The sequence below is a fragment of the Nitratireductor sp. XY-223 genome, assembly GCF_004959855.1.
Lineage (GTDB): Bacteria > Pseudomonadota > Alphaproteobacteria > Rhizobiales > Rhizobiaceae > Hoeflea_A.
In genome coordinates this window covers 672,929-697,970 of record NZ_SPNT01000003.1, presented here as the reverse complement: position 1 = coordinate 697,970, position 25,042 = coordinate 672,929, and the positions used below count along the sequence as shown (strand labels likewise).

Sequence of the window (25,042 nt, the reverse complement as noted above, 5' to 3'; positions counted from 1 at the left end):
CATCACTGCCCCGGGGATAAGGTTGGTGTAGCTTACTTGTCAGCGTCTGGATCGTAGAACAGCTCGATCAGGCGATCATAGTTTGCAGTGCCCATGGCATGTTCGGCCATCAAACCCTTCATCCGCTCCCAGTTCTTTTCGCGGGCGGCGAGCAGGTAATTGGCCTTGGCCTCGCCCTCTAGCGACACGACATTCATGCCTTGCGCGTCGAGTGCGGCGAAGTCCTCGTCACGCTTGGCACGCAACGCGTTCACGCTGTCGATCTCGTGCTGGATCGCCACGTCCTGAACGATCTTCTGGGCCTCTGGGCTCAATGCGTTCCAGCGGTCGAGATTGACGATCACGCCGAGGTCGGTTGAGAAAAAGCAGGGCTCGATCCGGTAATTCAGGAACTCGTTCCATTTCAGGTCGATCAGCCCGATTTGCGTCCAGCCGGTGGCATCAACGACACCGCGCTGAAGGGCGGCGTAGACCTCACCGGTCGGCAGGTCGATCACCTGCGCGCCGAGATGATTGGTGAAGAAGGCGTTGTAGACGGCATTGCCGCGCAGCTTGAGGCCATCGACTTCGAGGTTGCCATCGGCATCGAAGCTCGGCTCGTTCCGGGTCCAAAGGTTGTAGCAGACACCGCTGTCGAACCAGCCGAGGTATTTCAGGCCCATCTTCTCCTGATGGATCTCGTCGATCAAATCGATCCCGCCGTTCTTGCGGGTTTCAATCGCCGTGAGGTTGGAGGCAACGAGGGCGTCCTTCTCGGGCAGCGCGCCGCCATAGAAGGACCCCGGCGTGTAAACCAAATCGACAATCCCGTCGCGCACAGCGTCAGGCTGCTGGAACATGCCGATCGCTTCGGGTCCGCCGCGAACCTCGATCTGGACAACACCCTTGCCTGCTTCGTTCACCTTGTCGACAAACGACAGGAAGCTTTTCGTGTAGATCAGGGTTTCGGGAAAGGCATGAACGGCCGTGATGACCTCTTCGGCCTGGGCCACGGCCCCGATCGTCATGGAACCGGCGATGATACCGGCGGCGATTTGCATTTTCATGGGTTAATTCCTCCTATCCCAAGTGCCAGTGCCCTGGCTTTCGCTTTTGCGGGCGATGCGCCCGATAGTCATCCGGCGGCTTTCCCCGCTGGAAATGCCCACGGCTGCGCCTTGGCGCGCCGGGCCCGGTATCGTGCGATTGCCGGGTGATGGTGTCCGGTCAGGTCGATATCGTCCCAACCATTGATCAGTTTCTGGCGCCAGGCGGTGTCCAGTGTGAAGGCAAGCTTTCGTGACCCGATCTCGATCTCGCCGTGCTCCAGCTCAACCGTCACATGGGCCGCGTCGCCTCTGAGTTCGTCGATCAGAGCATCGATTTCGGCCTCATCGACCCGCGCCGGCAACAGCCCGTTGTTCACGGCGTTCGACGCAAAAATGTCGCCGAAACTGGGCGCAATCACGGTGCGAATGCCAAAGTCGACGAGCGCATAGACGGCGGCTTCTCGCGAGGAGCCACCGCCGAAATTGCGTCGTGCCACGAGAACGCTGGCGTCAGGGACACGATTGAGCGGGAAGTCGGGAACCGGCTGCTCAGCACTGTTGTAACGCAGGTCGTAAAGCAGATACCGGCCGTAGCCCTCGGCGCGCGGTGTAGTCATGAAACGGGCCGTGAGCAGCTGATCGGTATCGACACTCTCAAGATCGAGCGCGACGGCCTTGCCGGTGTGTCGGGTCCAGCCGCTCATGCCGCGGCCTCGCTGCCGAGCATCGGGCGCACGTCGGTCAGGCGGCCGGTGACAGCGGCTGCCGCGACCATGGCGGGCGACATGAGATGCGTGCGGGCGCCGCGGCCCTGCCGGCCGCGGAAATTGCGATTGGTCGTCGAGGCGCAACGCTTGCCCGGTTCGACACGATCGCCGTTCATGGCCACGCACATCGAGCAGCCCGGCCCGACCCAGTCGAGGCCCGCTTCAGTGAAGATTTTGTCGAGACCTTCGGCCTCGGCCTGTGCCTGGACAAGACGTGAGCCGGGCGAGACAAGGCCGGGCACCTTTGCCCGGCGTCCCGACAGGACGGCCGCCGCCGCACGCAGGTCCTCGATCCGGGCGTTGGTGCAGGAGCCTATGAATACCTGATCGATCTCGACGTCAACCAGCGCACGGCCCGGAACCAATCCCATATAGTCAAGCGCTGTGCGGACACGGTCCGCTTTGGGCCCGGAAAGGCGCGACGGGTCCGGCACGGTGCCGGTGACGGGTAATGCGTCCTCCGGCGATGTGCCCCAGGTCACGATCGGGGCGATATCGGAAGCCTGAAGCGTGACCTCCGTGTCGAAGGCCGCGTCGGTGTCCGAGGCAAGCGCCTGCCATTCGCCGACAGCGCGATCGAGGTCTTCGTCACTGGGCGCGAAGGGGCGGCCGCTGACATAGTCAAAAGTCGTCTTGTCGGGCGCGATCATACCGAAGCGCCCGCCGCCCTCGATCGACAGATTGCAGAGCGTCATCCGCCCTTCCATCGTCAGGCCGCGCACCGTGTCGCCGGCATATTCGATGGCATGCCCTTGCGCACCATGCGCCCCGAGCTTTGCGATCCAGGCCAACGCGAGGTCCTTGGCGCCGACGCCCGGTGCAAGGCGGCCGGTAACGGTGATCCGCATGCTCTTCGGCCTCTTTTGCCAGACCGTTTGGGTTGCCAGAACATGAGCAACCTCTGTGGCGCCGATCCCGAAGGCAAGGGCGCCGAAAGCGCCATGGGTCGAGGTATGGCTGTCGCCGCAGTTGATGAGCAGACCCGGCAAGGTCAGGCCCTGCTCGGGCCCGATGACGTGCACGATACCCTGCCGCGCGTCGTTCAGGCCAAAACAGGTGATGCCGTGATCGCGCGTGTTCTTCTCGAGCGTTTCGATCATCCGGGCGATCTCCGGGCTCGCGGCCGGTCCGCGCGTCGGCGCGTAGTGGTCGACGACGCCGAAGGTAAGGCCCGGCTCGGCCACCGAGCCTCCACGCCCGGCAAGCTTGGCAAAGGCATGGTGAGAGCCTTCGTGCACGAAATGGCGATCGACCCACATCAGCGACGCGCCGTCGTCGCGGCGATGGATTTCGTGGGCGTCCCAGAGCTTGTCGAGCAGGGTTTTCATTCGTCCTGCGCTCCGATCACCGGTTCCCAGTGGCGGGCCTCGCCGGCGCCGACGCGGTTCAGCGTCATCTCCAGGCGAAACAGGTCCGGCCGGTATAGTGCCGACAGGTGCTCGACGCCCCGGCCATCGGAATCGCGCACCACCCGGCGCAAGGCCAGGAGGGCCGACCCGACCGAAATGCCAAGCGCATCTGCCACATCAGGCGTCGCGAGCGTTGCCGTCACGGACTGGTGTGCACCCTCGACCTTTACCCCGCTGCGTTCGAGCAGACGAAAGAGCGGTTGCGTCGCCAGGTCCGCCTCATCGTAACTGCGCGCGATGTCCTCCGGGACGTGGGTGGTCAGGTGGGAAAACGCCTGCCCGTCCGACAGGCGCACGCGCACGGCGGTCTGGACCTTGCCGTCCTCTGGCAGGCCGAGTGATCTGGCAACTGCCGAAGGTGCCCGGTCGTATGAAAACGACAGCAGTCGTGCGGTTGTTCGCTTGTCGAACTCGACCAACTGCGGGATCAGTGTGGCGAAGTTGGCTGCGATTTTGGAATCCGACCCGCTGCGTGGAACGACCACGGAGCCGGCGCCGGTTCGCTTCTCGATCCAGCCGTCGGCAGCCAGCGCATCGAGTGCGCGCCGGATGGTAACGCGGCTTACGCCATAGTTGTCGGCGAGGCGATTCTCGCCGGGCAGAAGCGAGCCCTCCGCAAACCGATCATTGGAAATGTCATCGCGCAACAACAGGTACACGCGGCGGGCCTTGCCGCCTTCGGGTAGCGCCGTCTGCGTGTGAATGGTCACCGCTGCACGTCTCCTGTCAAGTGCCCCGAACCTAGAGTCGACACCTGTGGTCAAGCCTACCTGATATTTCTTCGGTAGGGATTTTGATCTTTTCATATCCCAAAACCTGTTATATGAAAAGCACAGATTTTGGGAGAAAGAGAATGCCGATCGTCGAGGCGCATATACTCGAGGGCTATGCGCCGGAGGAGAAAACCCGCCTGACTGCGGCCCTGACAGATGCCGTCCGGCTTGTCGTTCCCGCGCCGGACGTGGCGATCACCGTCATGCTCCATGAATACCCCGGGGAGGCCTATGCCCGCGGTGGCGTACACAGGGCGCCGGCGCCGGCACTGCCGAAACCGGACCGGTTGGTCCTCGATTATCTGGAGGCCATGGAAGCGCGGGAGCTTGAACGCGCCGAGGCCATGCTTGGCGACGGTTTCGAGATGGTGTTCCCCGGAACTGCGCCTATGACCGCTCTCACGGAACTCACTAACTGGTCTAGATCCCGGTACCGCTTTGTGAAAAAGACCTACGAAGCGGTCGAGGCTTTTCACAGCGGCGGAGCCGCGATCGTCTATGCCCGCGGAACCCTCGCAGGAGAGTGGCTGGACGGTGCGGCCTTCGACGGAATTCGGTTCATCGACAGGTTTGAAGTGGTCGGCGGCAAGATCGCCCGTCAGGACGTCTGGAATGATATTGCCGAGGTGCGTGCGCAATGACCGAAGCGATCGACTCGATTACCCTCGCCGTCCTGGCGGGCCGAATGGAGCAAATCGCCGACGAAATGGACGCGACCCTGTTTCGGGCCGCGTTCAACCCGATCATCGCCGAGGCACACGACGCCTCGCATGGGCTCTACCACTCCGCTACGGGCGACACGCTGGTTCAGGGCAAGTCCGGCCTTCCGATTTTTGTTGGCGTGATGTCATTTGCCGTCAAGGCTGTGATCGACAAGGCGGCTGATGCCGGGGACCTCACCGATGGCGATATCTACATCTTCAACGACGCGCATCTTGGCGGGACGCATCTGTCCGATATGCGGCTGGTGCGACCGTACTTTCGAGATGGCGTACTGTTCTGTTATCTCGCGAGTGTCGGCCACTGGCACGATGTCGGCGGCGCGGTGCCCGGCAACTATAACCCTTCGGCGACAGAAGCCTTTCAGGAGGCGTTCGTTTTGCCGCCCGTCAAGCTGGCGCGCGGGGGCGTGGTCCAGCAGGACATCATCGACATCTTGATGCGCAACACCCGGCTGCCGCAGTCAGCCATGGGCGATCTGAATGGCCAGCTCGGGGCTCTCGATCTTGGGGTGAAGCGCCTTGACGAACTGCTGGACGAATATGGTGCCGGCACAGTCAGAGCCGCCCTCGATGCCCTGGGCGACCGGGCCGAGACACTGATGAGGACCGAGCTGACTGGTTTGCCCGACGGCCGCTGGGAGGCCGAGGACTATCTGGATAATGACGGGATCACCGACACGGCGCTGCCGATTCGGGTCGCGCTGGAAATAGACGGCGACCGGATGGTCCTGGACTTCGAGGGCACGGCACCGGTAACCGCCGGCCCGGTGAACATCGCGCTGCCAACCGCTGTCGCAACGGCCTATGTTGCGATCAAGCACATCTTTCCGGACCTGCCCGCCAATGCCGGCGTCATGCGGCCCATTGACGTTCGCGTTCCGGACGGTTCGCTTCTGTCGGCGGAATTCCCGGCCCCCGTTGGCGGTTACACCGAGACGATTTTGCGGATGATCGACGTGATCTTCTCTGCCGCGGCGCAAGCGGCCCCTGATCGTGCCGTGGCCAACGCCTACGGGACCATCAATGCCTTGTCGATCGCGGGCAAACGCGCCAACGGCCAGCCCTGGGTGATGTTCAGCTTCTACGGTGGTGGCCATGGCGGCAGCATCGAAACCAACGGGTTGAATCATGGCAATGCCCCGATCTCGACGGCCACGATCCCGCCGATGGAGATTCTCGAGGCGGCCTATCCGGTGATGTTCCGGCAATGGGCACTGAGACCAGACAGCGCCGGAGCGGGCCGGCATCGCGGCGGATTGGGCGCTGTCTACGAGATTGAATTGCTCGAAGAGAAGGCCGAGGCATTCTTGTTTGGGGAGCGTGGGCGGTTCCCCCCGCAGGGAGTCGCCGGCGGTGAGACCGCTGCGATGAATGAATTCCGCTACGAGCAGGCTGACGGCTGGCACCAGCCGTTGCTTGCATCGAAGATGCTTGGCATCAAGCTGGTTCGAGGCCAGGCCGTCCGCCTGGAGACGCCGGGTGGCGGGGGCTATGGCCATGCGGCCGACCGTTCGCCCGAAGCGATCGCACGGGATGTGGCGCTCGGCTATCTGTCTCCGGAAGCCGCGACACAGACCTATGGACCCGAATGGCAAGAGGCGGCGCAATGACGCGGATGATCGGCGTTGATGTTGGTGGGACGTTCACGGACGTCTTCGTGCTCGACGAAGCCACGGGAACCGCCGAGGTTGCCAAGGTGCCCACCACGCGTCCGGATCAGTCCGGCGGATTTCTCGCCGGGATCTCGCGCCAGGTGGATGCGCTTTCGACGGTCGGCACCGTCATACACGGGACCACGGCCGGCACCAATGCACTCTTGGAGCGTAAGGGGGCAAAGATCGGGATCATTACGACGGAAGGTCTGCGCGATGTACTGGAGATGCGCCGCCGGGATCGGCCGCGTACGTGGGGCCTGCGCGGGGATTTCGATCCTGTCGTACCGCGCGATCTGCGGCTCGAAGTGCCCGAACGCACCTTGGCAGACGGCACGATCCGCACGCCGGTCGATCTGGATGCGGTGCGGGCGGCAGCCGCGGAGCTTCTGGACAAGAATTGTCTTGCCGTTGCGATCCTTTTTGCAAACGCCTATGCGAATCCGGAAAACGAGGAGAAGGCCGTTGCGCTCGTGCGCGATCTTTGGCCCAATACCCACGTCAGCGCGTCGGCTGAGATCCTGCCCGAGATCCGGGAGTTCGAGCGGTTCTCCACCACTGCGCTCAATGCCTATCTCCAGCCCGAACTGTCCGGCTATATCAACCGGCTCGATGCGGCGCTGAACGATTCGGGCTTTGGCGGCGAATTCTTGATCGTCCAGTCGAACGGCGGTGTCATGGGCACTGACACTGCATGCCGCTTGCCGGTGCGCACCGCGCTGTCGGGCCCGGCAGCCGGGGTTATCGCGGCCGGGCACATCGCGCAATCGGTGGGCTTCGACAATGTGATCACCGGAGACATGGGCGGCACCAGTTTCGATGTCGCGCTGATCGCCGACGGGCAGTCCATGCTGTCGCCGCAGACCTCGATCGATTTCGGCATGGTTGTCCGCACCCCGATGATCGAGATCACGACGATCGGCGCAGGCGGTGGATCGATTGCTTGGGTGGACAAGGGCGGCCTTTTGAACATTGGCCCGGAAAGTGCGGGCTCAGTGCCAGGCCCTGTTGCCTATGGGCAGGGCAACACGCGGCCGACAGTTACCGACGCCAATGTCGTTCTCGGGCGGATCGATCCGGACAGCCCGATCGGTGGCACGCTCGACCGGCTTGACGTAGAAGCGGCTGCGAAGTCGATCGACGTCCATGTCGGCGGCAAACTGGGCCTGACAACGACCGAGGCTGCAGAGGCGATCCTGCGGGTCGCCAACTCGCGCATGGCCGGGGCTATCCGGCTGGTAAGCATCGAACGCGGCTTCGACCCCAAGCGGTTCGCATTCATGCCGTTTGGCGGTGGCGGCGCGCTGCACACTGGCGCGATGCTTAAAGAGGTGGGCATCGGCCGCGCAATCGTGCCGAGATATCCGGGTGTGACCAGCGCGATGGGCTGCGTGATCGCCGACATGCGGCAGGATTTTGTGCAGACGATCAATGCGATGACCGGCGGCCTCGACGTTGCGGACCTGCGCGAGGTCATGCAGCGTCATGTCGACGACGGGCTTGCCATGCTGGACGCGGCACAATCCCGGTTCGACGCCAGAGACACGGTGTTCGAGCTCGACATGGCCTATGTCGGTCAGACGCACACCGTGGCTGTGCCATTCCCCGTGGCGGTGAAAGATGGCCGGGTTCAGGCGACCACGATTTCGGAGATCGAGGCTGCCTTCGACGCCGCTTATCAAGCGACCTACGGCCGGCTGCTCAAGAATGGTGCGCGACGTGTGATGAACCTGCGAACGGCGGTCATCGGCCGACGGCCAAAATTCGACCTGACCGCCCTGGTCCCTCTGAGCGGGAGTGTCGAGCAGGCGCGATTGGGTACGCGCAAGGTTCACTTCGACAATGCCTGGCACGACACCGCGATTTATAACCGCCTCGCCCTGCCGGTCGGTGCAGAGATTCCCGGACCGGCCATACTGGTCCAGCCAGACACAACCGTCCTGATCGACCCCGGCCTGACAGGACGGGTCGATCGCTACGGTAACACGATTGTCGAGCCGGACGAGGACTGAGATGACCCAGACGATTGACCCACAGCGCACCGCGCTCCTGACCATCGATCTTCAGAATGATTTTCTGCACCCTGAAGGTGCCTATGGCCGGGCAGGACAAACCTCCGAAGCGATCTCGGCCCTGCCGGCGCGAATCCGGCCATTTGTCGACGCGCTGCACGCAAAGGGCGGCACCTATATCAGTGCCCAATTCACGCTCGTTCCCGGCCCTGGCGGCGAACCGTTGATCGCGCCGCATCTCAAAAAACTGCGGCCGTTCCTTGGCAAGGGTGACTTCGCGCCGGGCGCCTTTGGACATGCACTCGTCGAGGAACTGGCCCCGGCCAACTACACGATCGAGAAGGTGGCCTACTCCGCCTTCTACCAGACACGACTGGAACACATTCTGCGTGCGCTTGGCATCGACACGCTGATCGTAGGCGGCATTGTCACAAATGGCGGCGTCGCCAGTACGGTGCGCGATGCGCATCTTCGCGACATCCACACCGTGCTCATGTCGGACGGGTGCGCTGCGTTCAAACCAGAGGTGCACGAAGCGACGCTGGTGTCACTCGGTTCGATCACGACTATCAGGTCCTGCACCGACATGTTGGAAGAATTGGCATGAATCTGATGTCACGGCTGCAAGAGCCGAATATTCTGATTGCCCCAGGTGTCTACGACGCGTTGACCGCGGCGCTTGCCACAGAGGCCGGCTTCGAAGCGCTCTACCTCTCCGGGGCCGCGGTGGCCTACACCCGTCTGGGACGCCCGGATATCGGGCTGACGTCCGTCAGCGAAGTGGCAGAAACGATGGCGCTGATCCGCGACCGGGTGGAGCTGCCCGTGATCATCGACGCCGACACCGGATTTGGAAATGCGCTGAACGCACAACGCACGATGCGTCTTTTTGAGCGCGCCGGGGCGAACGCGCTGCAGCTTGAGGACCAGACCTTCCCGAAGCGATGCGGGCATCTTTCCGACAAGTCGCTGATCCCCGCAGGGGAAATGGCCGGCAAGATCGCGGCCATGGCGGATGCGCGCCAATCGGACGAGACGCTGATCATCGCCCGGACCGACGCGATCGCCGTTGAGGGTCTTGAGGCGGCGATGTCCCGTGCCGAGACCTATGTTGCCGCGGGTGCCGACATCCTGTTTGTCGAGGCCCCGCGGTCCGGCGACGAGTTGCGCCGGGTTGCCGATCAGTTCGGCGCGCGCATGCCGCTGCTGGCCAACATGGTCGAGGGCGGCGCAACCCCCCTGCAAAGCGCCGCCGATCTGGAGGCTCTGGGCTACGACATCGTCATCTTTCCCGGCGGCATCGTCCGGGCGCTGGCCCGGACTGCGGTCGAATATTACGCCAGTCTGCGCACCCATGGATCGAATCGGCCGTTTGCCGACCGGATGTTCGACTTCGGTGGATTGAACGACCGGATCGGGACAGACGAGATGCTCAGATTGGGCAAGCGCTACGAGTCCGGTTGAGGCATGCGAGTACACCCAACGCCAGAATCCCCATTCGATCTGGACGTGCCCGTTCTGATTGTCGGCGCGGGCGCCAGCGGAATGGTGGCGGCACTGGCGGCTGCCGATGCCGGCGGTGAAGTCCTGGTCGTCGAAACCGACCCCATGCCATCAGGCTCTACAGCCCTTTCAGCGGGGCTGATCCCCGCAGCCGGCACCCGATTCCAGCGCGATGCCGGCATCAGCGACGATGCTACACTGTTTGCCGGCGATATTCAGGCCAAGGCCAAGGGCGAAAACTCGCAGGCCCTGGTCGACCTGCTTGCCCGGAACGCCGGACCCACGATCGAGTGGTTGGCCGACCGCTTCGACCTGCCGTTCTCGGTCGTGACGAACTTCGACTATCCCGGCCACTCCCGGCGCCGGATGCATGGCCTGCCGAGCCGTTCCGGACGCGAACTCGTCGACCGCCTGCGTGCCAGCTGCGAGGCCCAGGGCATCGACATCATCTGCAATCGGCGGGCGGAGACGTTGTTTCGGGACGGCAACCGGATTACCGGCGTCGAAGTGGAGAGCCCCGAAGGCCCGGAGCGCATTGGATGCGAGACCCTCGTTCTCGCCTGCAACGGTTTTGGCGGCAATCGCGAAATGGTGGCCCGTTTCCTGCCTGAAATCGAAGGAGCGCTCTGGTTTGGTCACGACGGAAACAGGGGTGACGCAGTGGTCTGGGGCGAGGCGCTCGGTGCCGACTGCCAGCATCTTCGCGCCTACCAGGGGCACGGCAACGTCGCGACGCCGCATAGCATTCTGATCACATGGGCCGTGATCACCGAGGGTGGTGTTCAGGTCGACGTCCACGGGCGCCGGTTCTGGGACGAAAGCCAAGGCTACTCGGAGGCGGCACGGGCGGTTCTGGCCCAGCCGGGCGGCGTGGCGTGGACGATCTTCGACGCCCGCATTGCGGCTGTCGCGCGACAGTTTCAGGATTTCAAGGACGCCGAGGCTGCCGGCGCGATCCGGACGTCGGACACGTTGGATGAACTGTCCACAATCTGCGGGCTGCCCGCCGGCGCTTTGGCGGAGACGCTGGGTGCGATCCCGCAGGCTGGAGCCGACAGCATTGGCCGTGTGTTTGGCGGCCCGCCGCTCGCGCCGCCCTATTGCGCGGTGAAGGTCACGGGCGCGCTCTTTCACACCCAGGGCGGGCTGAGCATCTCTTCCGACGCGCGTGTGATCCGGAAGTCCGGGGACGTGTTTCCCAATCTGTTTGCGGCCGGCGGCGCGGCGGTCGGCGTGTCCGGGAGCGGTGACAGCGGATATCTTTCCGGCAACGGCCTGCTCGCCGCGGTGGTCCTGGGGCTGATTGCCGGGCGCAGTGCCGCGCAGCAGACAACTAGGGAGCAACTTGATGCTTGATGGAGCCTCAGGCGTGCCATCAGTCGCGAATGGCGAATACACGTTGAGGAAAAATGCGTGGATATTCGACAGAGCCGGCATCGGAGCCCACGTTCACATTGAGTTTTCAATGGCAGCCATGTCCGCACCGCGGTCGTTTGTGCAGCTCGCGGCTAAAGTCCGCCTCCCATGCCTTCAATTGCAGGCGATAGCTGGCTAACGCTGCCGTTCGACCCGGTAAACTCAATTGCCCCTGGTCGCTTCAAGCCCGGTGGCAATTGGCCCGCGGGGATCGCTTACACCCGGATTCGATGCCTGGAATTTGGATCTGCGAAGGATCAGTTCACATACCGCCATATTCAGCAGAAAGCTCAAATGGACGACCATGGATATCCGTACTCAAGCGGCATCCCCGAGAGTTTGCGAATGGCGCTGAGAAAGAGGAACGTTATTCCGATATGCGCGAAGGCGTAACTGCGGGCCATCCAGCGCCGATGGCTCGCCACGTCGGAATTGCGAATGGCGATCACGCCGAGGATCGTGAATGTCGCCCAAAGCACCGCTCCAAGTTGGCGGATGAATTCCGTGCCGAACACCAACAGGCGCGGCGAGAGCCAAAGCGACGCTCCGGCGGAGATGGTGCTGGTGTTTGCGGCGGTCTGCGCTGGCTGTGCGCTGCTACTGCGCCGGACCGGGCCGCGCGCGCACCCCGGCCAACCCGGGTACCGACCACATCACTCAAGACCTCCGAGCAGCCTGCAATACGCGAATGCAAGATTGGCGAGGACCGCTTTGAGCGGTGGATTCAACGGATCACTGCAAATCGGCTAATATGGAATCCACCAGCCTCAACTCGGGCATGTCATCGCCCTCGGTAAATCTCCGACGAACGCCGGATAGCAGATCATAAGCCCCTGGCCGATCGCCGCCTTGCACCCGGATCAGCGCCAGGTCGCGTGATGCCCGCAACTCCAGCGAAAGGGCGTTCTGGCTCTTTGCTACCTCCAGAGCGCGCAGCAGGTCATGTTCGACCGCATCCGTTATCCTTGCGTTGCGGTTGAGGGAAACGGCGGCCCGCAGTCGATGAAGTTCTGCCTCGAAGGGGACGTCATTGCGGAGCTCCTGCGATGAAAACGCCTTTTGAATGAAGTGGTCCGCCTCGTCGTGCTGACCGATTTTCGAATACATCTGTGCTGCCAGGCCGAAGTGGAAGGGCTCCAGCCGGACGGCGCCAATTCGTGCGCTGAATTCAAGGCCGGCCGCAAGATCATCGAAGCCTTCATTTTGATTGCCCTGGAAGCGCGCCCAGCCACGATAAATCCGTCCCCAGGCATTCCACAGCTCGAGGGATTTTTCTTCAGCAAGGACCAGAACGTCTTTGGCGGCCCTGGCCACGCGGTCTGTATCGCCGAGCCAAATGTTCGTCAGGCACACACCAAAACACTGGGAAAGTCCAATGGTATTGGGGTGATCGCGCTCCAGCGCCCAGGTCAAAGATTGCTCGGCAGCCGCCTTTGCCTGAACGGGAAAGCCGAGATACCAGAGATTCCATGCCTTGTAGTTCGTGGCCGCGACCCGCGGATCATGCCCATAGCGTAGCGCCAGATCCCGATCCTCTTCTTCATTATAGATTTCCAGGGCCTTCCCAACCAGATCGAGGGAATTGCGGTATTGGGCCATATGGAAATTCTCGAGAGCCAGCATGCGGTAGGACACACATTTTGCACCGCGATCAATATCGACATTTGTCGCCGCAGCCATCCGGTCAGCCAGCTCGTAGGATGGAACATTGCAGATGTATCTGGCGGCCCACAGCCCAAAAATCGACCGGACAAGGCGTTCCGGATCATCAATGCGGTCGGCAAGGAGCAAAGCGGACTCGAATGCCTCGACGGTCGCCGGCGCCTGATAGCCGAGGTTGGCGATCAGCGCCTGCCCCACTTCCACCTGCAATTCCAGTTCGCGGCGCTTCCATTTGATGTCATCCCCTTGATTGCGGCACAAGGCGATCGCCGACTGATAGCTGGCGATCGCTTCCTTGTAGGCGGGTCGCTTCATCGACTGCGCGGCCGCAAGGGCCCAGTGTTCGATTGCCGACTCCATCAGCCCTGCGGCTTCTGCATGGCGCGCAACCACTTCCTGAGTTGCGTCATCCTGCCGTTCCAGGACATTCACCAGCCGGGTGTGGATCGCCTGCCGGCGCTTTTTCAGCATGCTTTCATAGGCCGCGTCCCGAACCAGCGCATGCTTGAAGATATAGCCGCCCGAGGACGCGGTTCCGCGACGGAAGACAAGCTGTGCCGCCACCAGTTCCTGAAGCGCTTCATCCAGCTCTACGTCGGTGCCGTCGACTATTTGCTGCAGCAAAACAAGATCGAATTCTCGTCCGATACAGGCTGCGGTCTGGGCAACTTCCTTGACATCCGGAAACCTGTCCAGCCGCGACATCAGCGAGTCATGCAATGAGGCTGGAATGGCAGTCTCGCCCGTCTCCAGAACCGCTTTGGTCAGTTCCTCCACATACAACGGGACACCATCCGTTCGGGCCAGTATCTCATTAACGCTTTCAACAGGCAGATTTCCGCCGCCCAGGCGTGCGACGATTTCGTGTAATCCGGATCGCCCAAGCCGGTTGAGCGTCAGACGCGTGACATAGGGGTGAGCCGCAAGTTCGGGCTGATTGTCCGGGCGGCTGGTCATCAGCATCATCACCGATGTCTCCGCAATGGTATCCAGACAGAGTTCGAGCAGCTCAAGCGTCGTCGGATCGATCCAATGAACATCTTCCATAACGAAGAGAACCGGCCGTATCCGCGATTGTTTCGTCAACAACCCCAGGAGCATCTCGAGCGTTCTGGAACGTCTGATCTGGGGCGGCAGTTCGAGGAATGGGAGGTCCTCCGACTCCTGCACCCCGATCAACTCCGCCACCAGAGCAAGATCATCGGCGCTGCCGTTCGACGAATTCAGGAAATTACGCAGCTTCTGCTTCTGATCGCTCTGTGAATCGGTAGGCAGCATGCTCGCGGCAAACCGCAATTGCTGGATCGCCGGCCAAAGAGCGCTGCCTGTATGAAGCGGCGAACACTGGTAATGGATGCGCGTGTAGGCCCGATCGGACAGACCATCGATCAAACCGCGAACGATGCGCGATTTGCCGATTCCGGCTTCCCCGACCAGTAGAACACCCTGCCCCTCCCCGCCTTCAACCTTCGCCCATCGCTCCAGCAACAAAGCCAGTTCCTGATCGCGCCCGACCATTGGCAGAATTTCGGCGCTTCGGGCCTCAAACCTGCTCTCAATCGCTCGTTCACCGGTAACCCTGAAGGCATCAACGGGCTGGGGGATGCCTTTCAGCGACACTTCCCCCATGGGTTCATAATCGAAAAGGCCGCCGGCCAAAGCCTGTGTGTTGTGCGAAACCACAACGGAATTCGGCGGCGCAAGTTCCTGCAGTCGCGCCGCCAGGTTCGGCGTTTCGCCCGTGACCGCCGCCTCCTGAGCGGCGCCTTCGCCGATGATATCGCCGACGACAACGGGGCCGGTCGCCACGCCAATCCGAACTTTCAATGAGCCATTCTGCAGACCGGGTGCCGAGATTGTACCGACGTTTCGTGCAAGCCCGAGTCCGGCGCTAAGCGCCCGTTCCGCATCATTCTCGTGCCCGCGCGGCCAGCCGAAATAAGCCAGAACGCCGTCTCCCATGAATTTGGCCACATAGCCGTCATATCGGGTGATGACACCAGCACACATGTCCTGGTAGGCGCGCATCGTTTCGCGGTATTCTTCAGGATCCAGACGTGTTGAAAGCTCAGTCGATCCGACCAGATCGCAAAACATGACGGTGAGTTGACGCCGCTCGGCCACGGTCGGACGATCCGGTGCCTCGGGGTCGCTCTCGGCAACTTCAGCAGGAGCGGCGGGTTGACTGGCGTCGGACCGCAACGCTTTGAGAATGCGGCGCCGGGGACCAAGAGGCAATCCGATCTCGATCAGATCCTCATCGCTCAGTTCCGCAAGATCCGAAAGTTCGACTTCGCTTTCAGCGAAGTTTGCAACATATTTCCCGAGCCCCAGAGCTTCAAGCCAGTCGCCGATGTCGGTCATTTGCTTCCTTGTCCGTGGCGCGACTATAGGCGCGGCAGTCGGCGTTATTCAAGCGAATAGGCGATTTGTATGGAGGCTTCGATCGTTTAGCCATTGTTGCCAAATCCACTGTGGGAGACGCCGTCAACGATGTCGGATGCATGATGTTTCTTGTACCCGAAACCATTTCCCACCCGTGATCATTCTACATGCGGGATGGCACTAATTCCGGCTTCCACTCAGTGTTCGCAAAGCAGAGAATCTGCTGGATGTATGCGGCGTTGATTTTTCATGCGGGTACGAGCCCCTTCGGTGCCAACGGTTTCGGCGCTGCGATGGCTGTATTTCGCCAACGCGGCCGTGCCGCTCGAGTAAGTTAACTGCCTCTGGTCGCTTCAAGCCCGGTGGTGTTGAGCCCGCGAGGATCGCTTACACCCGGCTTCGATGCCTGGAATTTGGATCTGCGAAGGATCAGTTCACATACCGCCAAATTCAGCAGAAAGCTCAAATGGACGACCATGGGATATCCGTACTCAAGCGGCATCCCCGAGAGTTTGCGAATGGCGCTGAGAAAGAGGAATGTAATTCCCATATACGCGAAGGCATAACTTCGGGCCATCCATCGCCGATGGCTCGCCACGTCGGAATTGCGAATGGCGATCACGCCGAGGATGGTGAATGTCGCCCAAAGCACCGCTCCAAGTTGGCGGATGAATTCCGTGCCGAACACCGACAGGCGCGGCGAGAGCCAAAGCGACGCTCCGGCAGAGATCATGACGAGTACGACGTAAAGACGGCCGAGCCAGCGATGCAGGTTGGGATGCGCCGACCGCAACGGCTTGTAGATTTGCAGGGTCCCGAGCGCCAGCGCGGTCGTTCCCGTATAGATGTGAATGAAAAAGATGCCGGCGCGATCGGCGTTGTTGCGAAGCCGGTGCGTCAGCGCCCTGTCGGTTGCCGATGCGCCGTCGAGATAGGCCTCGAACGGCGCCGCTGAGAGCACGAAAATCCCGACCACGACAAACGCGGCGCCGAAGAGGAACATCCAGTTTAATGTACGGATCCAGCGTCGTTCGGATGCAATCGTCGGAACGAATTTTGCGAGAATTCCACCCGCAGTCATTTCCCCACCCCCAGGGATTGCAGTTTACGGAAACGGGTAAAATTCGTCAATCAGGCCCCGCCGGGCCGGCACTCTCCTATACGGCCGCAACCGGCGATCACTTGCCGGTCACGACGGCAGGCTCTGCGTAGGCTCAACTGTCCTTGGTGTGCTCGTGATTGGCGTTCCGTCTCTTGGCATGAACGGCGTCTGGATCAACCGCAGCGAATATCGGCTCCGGACCCGAAGCGGACGTCCGGAAGCACGTCACCGATTGTTGCCGGAGCCAATCGGATAGCTCCCTTCCCGTCCTCATCGCTATCGCCTGCGCGCCCAGCGCAGCAATGAGAGTAACGCGATCCCTATCCATAAAAGCTCGATCAAAATCGCGCCCGCGTTCGGGCGGTACCAAAGCGAAACCAGTATCATCAGCGCGCCTCCCAGATTGATCAGATGAAACGCGGGACGTTCCGCACTGACCCATACGCGCGAAACGGCGAGATAGGCGCCGGCGATTACAAACGAACCGACGATGCCGACCCAATCGATGAATGTGAGTTCGAAAAGCATGGGAGTGAGACTATGCAAAAGCCGAAGATGGGGAAAGTGTCCAGCCGGTGCCCCGGCGAGAAAGCGTCGCGCCGATGCGAATTGTGGTCATGAGCCCCGAGGCGGCATGGCGCTCTCGTCGCCACGGAACTGAAAGCGTCCTTGGCAGGGGTCGCAAATGAGTCGAAGCCGTTGTTCGGCCACCATTGATCAGAGCATCCGCTCCAACGCGGCAGGTGGTCATGGCCGAATGGCTATTGTATATCGGTGATAAAGTTGCGGTCGAAAAGCATCGTCCCTGAGGTCACATATGGAACGTCGCTTGGCAGCGGTCCTTGCAGCCGACGTTGTGGGTTATACGCGCATGATTGGCGCCGATGAGGCCGGCGCGCTCGCCGCCTTGCGCGCATTTCGCACAGAGGTGTTCGGACCGACGGTCGCCGGGCATCACGGCAAAATCGTCAAATCGATGGGTGATGGGTGGCTGGTGGTATTCAGCTCCGTCGTCGAGGCGGTGAATTGCGCCGTGCAAGTGCAGGACCGTCTGACCGGGCATCCACTCATCGCACTGCGAATCGGGGTGCATATAGGCGATGTGGTTCATGAGGATGAGGACATATTCGGCGACGGCGTTAACGTCGCCGCGAGGCTGGAGGCTTTGGCCGAGCCCGGTGGTATCGCCGTCTCGGACCCGGCCTATTCGGGCCTGGACGGCACCCTCACCCCATCCTTTGTCGATGCTGGCGAGCAAACGTTAAAGAACGTAGCCAAGCCGATGCGTGTGTGGACAAAGGCGACGGCGCCGTCGGAGGCTTCGAACGTCCCGATGCGCGGCCGCTCCACCGGCTATCCGCATCTCGCGATTCTGCCTGTCGCAACTTCAGACGAACGGACAGATGTCCGCGAACTGGCGGAAGGTCTGACGGGCGATCTGGACGCGACTCTGGCTGCTGTGCGCTGGCTGGTCGTTGCGGTAAGTGAGCGGCAGCAAGCACGAGGCTACGTACTGAAAAGCGCGCTGCGAAGCCGTGGCGACCGCCTGCGGCTGGAAGCTCGATTGTTCGAGCCGGGCGGCACGCAGATCTGGGCCGGCAAGTTCGATGGGGATCTGGCGAATAGTTTCGACTGGCAGGACGGCACGGCCGAGGCGGTGGCGTTTGAGGTCATCACCAGGTTGCTGGACGCCGAGAGAGATCGCATGTCGCGCATCCGACTGGAAGACCGGACGGCGGAGGAATGTCTGGTCCAGGGTTTCATGCAACTTCGGCTGGGCGATTCACAGTCGTTTGCGGACTCGCTGTCCAGCTATGTGCAGGCGATCGAAAAGGACGCGGATCTGGCGGACGCTTATGGTGAGGCGATCTGGACGACCTATGCGGGGATGTCAATCGGCCTCAAGAGTGTTTTGCCTTTCTACGAGAAGTATTTCCCCGATTGGGTCGCCCGCGGCAGTCGTCTGACCGGCCGCAGTCCTGTTCTCGGTATCGGAATCGCACTCGCCAATTTCAAATCGAGTTCGGATGCAGCGCCATTGCGCAACGCGATTGCAGATGCACTGCGCGTGTCGGCGTCGGATGCGAACGTCCTGCATTATGCGGCATGGTGCTCGCTTTGGTGCGGGGAGACCTCGACCGCCCTGGACTGCTTCAGAAAATTCGAACGTTTCGGCAAGGCCCATCCGTTTTCAGCGCCGGCTAAAGGTGGAGCAGCGATTGCATCCCTCCAGTTGGGCGACGATGCCACAGCCATCAGGATGGCCAATGAGGGGCTCGAACTGTCCAGCACATATGCATCGCTCTATTCGGTATTGGCAGCGGCCTATGCGAATTCCGGCCAACCTGAAAAGGCCGCTGCCGCATTGTCCGCCTATCGGGAACTGGTGCCGGACCGAACGATCTCCTCCTGGAAGGCCATGAACGACTACGGCGGCTCGGCTGGCGGTGAACGCTACTTCGACGGGCTGCGAAAGGCCGGCCTGCCGGAATGACCACGGCCAGCCGTTGATGATTACACGCCCTGGTTCGGAGCCGCAGGCTGTCGTTTTTGCCCACTGCCTGCGGCATCGGCCGTTCCCCTGTTGCTGCCGAAATTCCCGCTCTGGGAGAGCAGGATGGCGATCGGCCGGGTCGGGCTGAATTCCGCCAGGATAATGACGACGACCGACGTCATCGGCACCGCGAGGATCGCGCCGCCGATCCCCCACAGCGCATACCAGACCGTCAGCGAGATCAGCACCACGAACGGGCTCAGGTTCATCGACCGTCCGAGGAGCCGTGGTTCGACGACACCGCCCATGAACATCTGCGAGGCCGTCAGGCTGATCAAAACGATCAGGATTGGCTCAATCGAGCCGAACTGGGCCGCCGTCAAAAGAACCGGAAAGGCCACGCCAACTAACGATCCGACATAGGGGATGTAGTTCAGGACGCCGATCAGCACGGCAAAAAAGCCGGCGAAATCGACCCCGATGAGGCGCATGCACACATAGCTGATCAGCCCCAGAAGCACATTGACCAGCGTTTTGACGGTCAGGTAGTTGCCGATGCGTTCGTTGACGTTGCCGACGACTTCCATGATGCGCTTGGCATCCTGCTGCGTTGTCGTGGCGAGAATGATCTTCCGGCTGAAATGCAGGCGTTCGGCCATGAGAAAACTGGCATATAAAATGACAACGAAAAGCTGTCCGCCAAGCACGGTCACCGATGTCACGGTTGTGCCAATGAGCCTTTGAAGGTCAATTTCGCCGAGAAACAGATTGCGTATCGTGCCCCATGTGGGTTCGTCCTCGACACCCAGCATTTTGGCGATGTCACCGGCAAAAGCGAGCAGCGTGGCCTGATATTGCGGTGCCAGCGCGATCACCCGCTGTACGTTATCTGCAAAAAGCAGAACCAGCAGAAAACCAAGAAAAATGAAAACAAGCAGCGCTGCGATATGGCGCAGCCAGAGCGGAATCCATGAGCCGATGATTGGGACCCTGCCCAGGCTCGTTGCCACGGTGCTCAGGACGTAGACGGATATGATGCCCGCAATCACCGGTATGAATATGGGCTTGCCGATCCGCAGGACAAAGCCGACCATGATCGCGAATGCAAGGCCGTAGACAAGGTTGCTAAATCGGTTGTTCATTCTTGATTCCAATCTGCCGCCGCCCACCGGTGCGCGCCGAAGTGTTCAGCGAATAGCATCGTTTGGCAAGTCTTATCGGGATTGAAGGCATTGTCTCCTGTGGGCGGTCTCGTCCGGCACAGCGGACAATGAGAACCGGTCACGGCGAATTCATCTCTACTGCGAAAGTCGTACTTGTGGCTGCCACAATTGGTCACGACATGCGCGGCATGAAACCCGAAACATCAACCAATGGATCGAACGAACCATGATAAAACGGATACTTACGGGTCTTGTCGCCATCGTCGGTGCTACCACAATAGTGGGCGCCGCACAGGCCGCAACATCCAGCTACACCACCGCAAATGTCAATTTGCGTGCGGGTCCGGGCACCGCCTATCCGATCCTTGTCACCGTGCCCAACGGGACACCGATCACGACATATGGTTGCCTGGATGGCTACAACTGGTGCGACGTTTCCTGGGGTACGGAACGCGGATGGATGTCCGCATCCTATATCCAGGTCACCTATCAGGGCCAGCCGCGCATCATAACCCCGGCAATTGCCCCGTCAGTCGGCATCACGGTCGTTGTCTTTAACCGTGCCTATTGGGACCGTTACTATTACGGGCGTCCCTGGTACGCGAACTGGAACCGCTACTACAGGCCGCCGCCGCGTCCGCCGCAGGCCAACCCGCGCCCGCCGCGTCCGCCGCACGCCAATCCGCGCCCGCCGCAGATGGTGCAGCCCATCCAGCCGCCGCGTCCGCCGCAGGCCAACCCCCGTCCGCCGCGCCCGCCGCAGGCCAACCCGCGTCCGCCGCAAGCGGTGCAGCCGATACTGCCGCGCCGGCCGCAGGCCGTACAGCCCGTGCAACCGAGGCAGCCTCAAGCAACGCAGCCTCGTATGGGTCAACAAAGGGGCATCCAGCCGCGGCAGGGACTTGGTCAGCGCAACAACCGCAGAGGCTGACCAGTCGCCCAACCTCAGCCAATGGCGGACCGCACGTCCGCCGTTGGCTGATTCAGTGCTCATCGGCCCGCATAAGTCGCTGATTCGGGCGGGGTATTTTGCTTTTGCACGTGCAACAGCGATCAAATAACTGTGTGTATCCGACGCTTTAAATCCAACGGGCCAAGGATCATATAAAATAGAACCAGTAAACGCCGATTCGGTTCGGCGGCTCCGTAATCTGACGCCGGTATCGTGTAGATTTTCCGGGAGATTATCGATGGAAATCACTTCGAAAAGCAAAGAAGCAGGCAGCATGAATATGTCCGGATTCGACCATCCGGAATTCGACGGCCACGAAAAGATCGTCTTCGGCCATGACGCCAGGACCGGCCTTTACACGGTCATCGCGATCCACGACACGCGTCTTGGCCCGGCGCTGGGCGGTTGCCGGATGTGGCCCTACCAGAACACCGAGGAAGCGCTCACCGATGCGCTGCGCCTGTCGCGCGGCATGACCTACAAGAACGCCATGGCCGGCCTCGATTATGGCGGCGGCAAGGCCGTCATCATCGCCGATCCGAAGAAGGACAAGTCCCCCGAACTGATGCACGCCTTCGGCAAGAAGGTCGATGCCCTGGGGGGCCTTTACATTACCGGCGAGGATGTCGGCATGACGCCCGCGGACATGGAAGCGATCGGCGGAGCCACCGAGCATGTGCGCGGCACGTCGAAAACACACAGGGGCGATCCCTCCCCTTACACCGCGCTCGGCGTCTATTGCGGTATTCAGTCGGCGCTCAAACACCTCTACGGCTCGTCCGATCTTCACGGTCGCACGGTTTCGGTGCAAGGGCTCGGAAATGTCGGCTTCACGCTGGCGCGCTTCCTGCATGACGCGGGCGCGGACCTGGTCGTTTCCGACATCAACCAGAGCGCGGTTGGCCGTGCCGTCTCGGCCTTCGGGGCAAAATCCGTCGACACGAACGACGCCCACAAGGTGGAAGCCGACGTCTTCGCGCCCTGCGCGATGGGCGCCGGGATCAACAGCGACACCATTCCTGAACTCGGAGCGCCGATCATCGCGGGTTCCGCCAACAATCAGCTTGCCGAGCCGTCCGACGGCGAGGCCCTCGCCCAGCGCGGTATTCTTTATGCGCCGGACTATGTCATCAATGCCGGCGGCGTGATCGCCCTGGCGCGGCACGACGTGGAAGACGACGTTCTGGAGGCAGACGTGCGCGACATTGGCGACACGCTCACCGAGATCTTCCTGCGGGCGCAGGCGGAAAATGCTCCCACGGCAACGGTGGCGGACCGGATCGCAGAGGAGCGGCTGTCGGCCGCAGACAGGCAGGGTCGTTCATAGAAGCAGCGGCGCGCGTCGTCTCCTGTCCCACGAACCGGCAACCAAAGGAAAACGGGCGCTTGAGGCGCCCGTTTCCTTTGTGATCGTCTTGAAACCCGAATGCGGGCTTCAATGCCACCCGTGTCGCAACGGAAGGACCGCCCGGCCCTCACGGAGCGACAACAACGGTCATTTGCCGCGCTTGTGGCCGAGTTTCATATCCTTGGCGAGCTTCGAACGCTTTTCCGCATATGCGGGCGCCACCATCGGATAGCTGGCCGGAAGGTTCCACTTTGCGCGATACGCCTCAGGCGTCAGACCATGATAGGTCATCAGGTGGCGTTTCAGCGACTTGAACTTCAGACCGCATTCCAGACAGGTAATCTGATTTTCCTGTAGCGATTTCCTGATGTTCACGGCAGGCTTCTGCTGTGTATCGACTTTGGTTTCCTCACTCGTCGTGGTGGATCCCAGAGCGGAATGCACTTCAGCGATAAGATGCGGAAGATCGCTTGTCTGGACGACATTGTTGCTGACATAGGCCGCAACAACATCTGCGGTTAGTTCAACGAGCCGGTCTTCGCGGCCCTGTTCCATAGTTTCATCCATTTTGCGCCTCGGAATTCTTGTTAGTTTGTTATCCGCTATTCACGTTTACCGTCATAGCACTGTGTGCGCTCGAGAAAGTGAATAGCGAGTTCCTGATTATAAGATTAGAAGTAACTTATCAATATAATAAATGTTTACTCGAAGTCGATTACTATTCAATATTTCCGATATTTAAATTTTTGAATGCTTTGAGATATATCTCAGGCATCCGGATGAGCACGCAATGTGTACATAACTGTCAAAAATGCTGTAATCGTGCCGAAAATCGCCTTATTGCGGTGCAATATCAATGTCAAAAATATATGTCATGCCGTATTTGACAGATTTCTGACGATTTTTCACACCCGCAATTTTACCAAAATTCCACAGGTTTTGCGAGTGAAACCGTGTTTTCCCGCTGTAATGGCAATATAGACCTGGATACACAAGATGAAGTTGAACCACGCGGCCGTTTCGATGTTTCGCGCGTGGTCGCAAATTTCCGGACCGCATCAGAAATGAGACGCGTGCCCGTTTGTTTCTACTGTTTTAGTAGTTTGGAGGTCCGTATTGTATTGCTAGGCAACTCGCCGAATTCACTGGCGTAGTACCGCGAGAACCTGCCGAAATGCGGCATTCCCCATTTTGCCGCGACACAAGCGACCGTGCCGTCGCAGTGACCGGATCCGAGCTCCTGCCTGATCCGCATCAGCCGTTCTTTTCGCAGCGCCTGCATGGGACTCATCGACAGGCTTTTCATGAACTCGTATTGCAGCGCCCGCACGGAGACATCCGCAGCCGCCGCGATGTCGCTCAGCGCGATCGGGCGCTGCGCGTTTTCGACGATGTAGCGCCGCGCACGCGTCACGTAGCCGGGCGCCAGGGACGCAGGGGCACGCTCCAGGAAGTGACTGATGTTGCTCGGCTGAATCTCGAGGAACGTGGCAAGCAACTGCTCTTCGAGCATGCGCTGTGATTGCCGCGCATCGGCGGTGAACAGGCTGCCGTCGTCGGCGGCCGCGTAAATCGCCATCACTTTCCTGCGCCAGTTTCGTGCGCCTCTTCGCCCGAAATCGATATGCGGATCGAAAACCAGCGGCTTCGTCAGATACCGTCCGATCAGCTGTTCGGCGAACGCGGTCAGCACGTCCCGGGCGATATAGATGAGGTACTGTTCGCATCCGGCATGCCAGACCATGCGGGTCTTGCGGTCCGGATTGAGGATCGTGCCGTTTTCGGTGTCGGAATCGAACACCACGCTGCCGTTGGCGATCTGCGCGCCGCCGGCAACCGGTATCTGGATCAGGTAGAAATCCCGCAGTTCCCCGGGATCGATCAGGACCGTCGCCCCGTATTGCATGTAGTTGATGGCGAGCATCGCGCCGCGCGCGAAATGGTGGCGGGCATCGAAGGCATCGCGTTCGGCCAGGGGCTCGAGACGATGGCCGCAGAACTTCCGCGCGACCAGCTCGCGGGCATGATCGGGATCACTGGTCCGGAACAGTGCGTGTTGCGAGAGCGGCGTCATGGCATCGCATTCCGGTCGGTTTTTGCGCAAAACGGATAGACAGCGCAGCGGACCGGCTCCATCCTTCAAGCTTAAAATACATCTGGATACTGTCAATAGGGAGGAAACCATGACGCAAGATCTGGAAAAGGGGATCACCCGCAACGGGACCGGCTATGCCGGCAAGACCTGGAACATCCTTGGCCAGACCTATTACCCCAAGGCCTGTTGCGACACGACCTTCGCATTCGAGACGAACTCCGAACCCGGCCAGTTCGTGCCGGTGCATGTGCATCCGACGCAGGACGAATTCATCCTGGTGCAGGAAGGCGTGCTCGACCTGAAGCTCGACGGCCAGTGGGTCAAGGCCGAGGCCGGCGACCTGGTGCGCATGCCGCGCGGCATTCCGCACGGCTATTTCAACAAGTCGGACAAGCCGGCGCGGGCCTTGTTCTGGGTCTCGCCGGCGCAAAAGCTCGAGGAACTGTTCAACAACCTGCACAATCTCGAGGACCCCGAGGAAGTCGTGAAGATATCCGCCCAGCACGAGGTCGATTTCCTGCCGCCCGAAGCCAATGAATGAGTAGGCGGTCCGGCCGGG

21 protein-coding genes are annotated in these 25,042 nt (G+C 61.0%); 10 read left to right on the top strand and 11 right to left on the bottom strand.

Annotated elements, in window-relative coordinates:
* Positions 1-32 precede the first annotated feature (32 nt).
* The 4 genes from dctP to E4M07_RS14940 form a co-directional block, all read right to left on the bottom strand.
* A complete protein-coding gene (gene dctP / locus E4M07_RS14955; RefSeq protein ID WP_136659133.1) occupies positions 33-1,046 on the bottom strand; it encodes a TRAP transporter substrate-binding protein DctP in 1,014 nt (337 codons plus the stop codon).
* Positions 1,047-1,114: 68 nt separating this feature from the next.
* A complete protein-coding gene (gene leuD / locus E4M07_RS14950) occupies positions 1,115-1,732 on the bottom strand; it encodes a 3-isopropylmalate dehydratase small subunit (RefSeq protein WP_136659132.1) in 618 nt (205 codons plus the stop codon).
* A complete protein-coding gene (gene leuC / locus E4M07_RS14945; protein WP_136659131.1) occupies positions 1,729-3,123 on the bottom strand; it encodes a 3-isopropylmalate dehydratase large subunit in 1,395 nt (464 codons plus the stop codon). The genes leuD and leuC overlap by 4 nt, the downstream gene beginning before the upstream one ends.
* Positions 3,120-3,914, bottom strand: coding sequence for a GntR family transcriptional regulator (locus E4M07_RS14940; protein ID WP_136659130.1), 795 nt, complete (start codon positions 3,912-3,914; stop codon positions 3,120-3,122). The genes leuC and E4M07_RS14940 overlap by 4 nt, the downstream gene beginning before the upstream one ends.
* A gap of 143 nt (positions 3,915-4,057) precedes the next feature.
* Between E4M07_RS14940 and E4M07_RS14935 the strand changes: the two genes are divergently transcribed.
* From E4M07_RS14935 to E4M07_RS14910, 6 genes are read left to right on the top strand one after another with little or no spacing between them, the layout of a single operon-like run.
* Positions 4,058-4,618: a tautomerase family protein gene (locus tag E4M07_RS14935; RefSeq protein WP_136659129.1), complete on the top strand. Its 561-nt coding sequence runs from the start codon at positions 4,058-4,060 to the stop codon at positions 4,616-4,618.
* Positions 4,615-6,309, top strand: coding sequence for a hydantoinase B/oxoprolinase family protein (locus tag E4M07_RS14930; RefSeq protein ID WP_136659128.1), 1,695 nt, complete (start codon positions 4,615-4,617; stop codon positions 6,307-6,309). The genes E4M07_RS14935 and E4M07_RS14930 overlap by 4 nt, the downstream gene beginning before the upstream one ends.
* The gene (locus E4M07_RS14925; RefSeq protein WP_206057261.1) at positions 6,288-8,363 is read left to right on the top strand and encodes a hydantoinase/oxoprolinase family protein; all 2,076 of its coding nucleotides are present in this window, start codon (positions 6,288-6,290) and stop codon (positions 8,361-8,363) included. Before E4M07_RS14930 ends, E4M07_RS14925 begins: the two co-directional genes overlap by 22 nt.
* 1 nt (position 8,364) lies before the next feature.
* Entirely contained in the window at positions 8,365-8,970 is a 606-nt protein-coding gene (locus E4M07_RS14920) for a cysteine hydrolase (RefSeq protein WP_206057260.1), read from the top strand.
* On the top strand, positions 8,967-9,827 hold the full coding sequence (locus E4M07_RS14915; RefSeq protein WP_136659126.1) for an isocitrate lyase/phosphoenolpyruvate mutase family protein: 861 nt from the start codon (positions 8,967-8,969) through the stop codon (positions 9,825-9,827). The genes E4M07_RS14920 and E4M07_RS14915 overlap by 4 nt, the downstream gene beginning before the upstream one ends.
* Positions 9,828-9,830: 3 nt before the next feature.
* Complete coding sequence (locus E4M07_RS14910) at positions 9,831-11,222, top strand: FAD-dependent oxidoreductase (protein WP_136659125.1); 1,392 nt, start codon at positions 9,831-9,833, stop codon at positions 11,220-11,222.
* Between the two features lie 350 nt (positions 11,223-11,572).
* Here the strand turns inward: E4M07_RS14910 and E4M07_RS14905 are convergent, their stop codons facing one another.
* The 4 genes from E4M07_RS14905 to E4M07_RS14890 form a co-directional block, all read right to left on the bottom strand.
* Entirely contained in the window at positions 11,573-11,839 is a 267-nt protein-coding gene (locus E4M07_RS14905; RefSeq protein ID WP_136659124.1) for a DUF2306 domain-containing protein, read from the bottom strand.
* A gap of 175 nt (positions 11,840-12,014) precedes the next feature.
* Complete coding sequence (locus E4M07_RS14900) at positions 12,015-15,308, bottom strand: adenylate/guanylate cyclase domain-containing protein (RefSeq protein ID WP_136659123.1); 3,294 nt, start codon at positions 15,306-15,308, stop codon at positions 12,015-12,017.
* A gap of 355 nt (positions 15,309-15,663) precedes the next feature.
* Positions 15,664-16,410: a DUF2306 domain-containing protein gene (locus E4M07_RS14895; protein WP_136659122.1), complete on the bottom strand. Its 747-nt coding sequence runs from the start codon at positions 16,408-16,410 to the stop codon at positions 15,664-15,666.
* A gap of 297 nt (positions 16,411-16,707) precedes the next feature.
* Positions 16,708-16,959, bottom strand: coding sequence for a hypothetical protein (locus tag E4M07_RS14890; protein WP_136659121.1), 252 nt, complete (start codon positions 16,957-16,959; stop codon positions 16,708-16,710).
* A 289-nt stretch (positions 16,960-17,248) separates the two neighbouring features.
* Here E4M07_RS14890 and E4M07_RS14885 point away from each other — a divergent pair, with 289 nt between their 5' ends.
* Complete coding sequence (locus E4M07_RS14885) at positions 17,249-18,925, top strand: adenylate/guanylate cyclase domain-containing protein (protein WP_136659120.1); 1,677 nt, start codon at positions 17,249-17,251, stop codon at positions 18,923-18,925.
* 20 nt (positions 18,926-18,945) lie between these two features.
* Here E4M07_RS14885 and E4M07_RS14880 read toward each other — a convergent pair whose 3' ends face one another.
* Positions 18,946-20,067, bottom strand: coding sequence for an AI-2E family transporter (locus E4M07_RS14880; RefSeq protein WP_136659119.1), 1,122 nt, complete (start codon positions 20,065-20,067; stop codon positions 18,946-18,948).
* Between the two features lie 247 nt (positions 20,068-20,314).
* Here E4M07_RS14880 and E4M07_RS14875 point away from each other — a divergent pair, with 247 nt between their 5' ends.
* Entirely contained in the window at positions 20,315-21,019 is a 705-nt protein-coding gene (locus E4M07_RS14875; RefSeq protein ID WP_136659118.1) for an SH3 domain-containing protein, read from the top strand.
* Positions 21,020-21,278: 259 nt separating this feature from the next.
* A complete protein-coding gene (locus E4M07_RS14870; RefSeq protein WP_246660461.1) occupies positions 21,279-22,367 on the top strand; it encodes a Glu/Leu/Phe/Val dehydrogenase dimerization domain-containing protein in 1,089 nt (362 codons plus the stop codon).
* Positions 22,368-22,535: 168 nt separating this feature from the next.
* Here E4M07_RS14870 and E4M07_RS14865 read toward each other — a convergent pair whose 3' ends face one another.
* Both E4M07_RS14865 and E4M07_RS14860 read right to left on the bottom strand, forming a co-directional pair.
* Positions 22,536-22,955, bottom strand: a complete 420-nt coding sequence (locus E4M07_RS14865) for a MucR family transcriptional regulator (RefSeq protein ID WP_136659117.1) — start codon at positions 22,953-22,955, stop codon at positions 22,536-22,538.
* Positions 22,956-23,475: 520 nt separating this feature from the next.
* Entirely contained in the window at positions 23,476-24,462 is a 987-nt protein-coding gene (locus E4M07_RS14860) for an AraC family transcriptional regulator (RefSeq protein WP_169054225.1), read from the bottom strand.
* Positions 24,463-24,571: 109 nt separating this feature from the next.
* Between E4M07_RS14860 and E4M07_RS14855 the strand changes: the two genes are divergently transcribed.
* Positions 24,572-25,024, top strand: a complete 453-nt coding sequence (locus E4M07_RS14855; protein ID WP_136659115.1) for a cupin domain-containing protein — start codon at positions 24,572-24,574, stop codon at positions 25,022-25,024.
* The last annotated feature ends 18 nt before the right edge of the window (positions 25,025-25,042 follow it).